The organism is uncultured Shewanella sp., from assembly GCF_947501225.1.
Classification (GTDB): domain Bacteria; phylum Pseudomonadota; class Gammaproteobacteria; order Enterobacterales; family Shewanellaceae; genus Shewanella.
The window spans coordinates 1-318 of record NZ_CANMUW010000059.1; the positions used below are offsets into that span (position 1 = coordinate 1).

At 40.9% G+C, this 318-nt stretch carries 1 tRNA gene; it reads right to left on the bottom strand.

Annotated features, from left to right (window positions below):
* Positions 1 to 2 precede the first annotated feature (2 nt).
* A tRNA-Gly gene (locus tag Q1B47_RS21920) sits at positions 3 to 75 on the bottom strand.
* Between the last annotated feature and the right edge of the window lie 243 nt (positions 76 to 318).

A 318-nucleotide genomic window follows, 5' to 3' on the forward strand; every position in this document is an offset into this window, starting at 1 on the left:
GGAGCGACATATCGGGTTCGAACCGATGACCTATACCTTGGCAAGGTATCGCTCTACCAACTGAGCTAATGTCGCTTTAAACTTTTTAGTCTCGAATATTTGGTGTATTCAAAACATTTTAATTTGGAGCGACCATTCTTATCATAAAGAATGGGTTCGAACCGATGACCTATACCTTGGCAAAAAGAAGGTATCAACTCTTTCGAGTAAATCAACTGAGCGAATTTCGCTTTCAAATTTTAATTTGGAGCGACATATCGGGTTCGAACCGATGACCTATACCTTGGCAAGGTATCGCTCTACCAACTGAGCTAATGT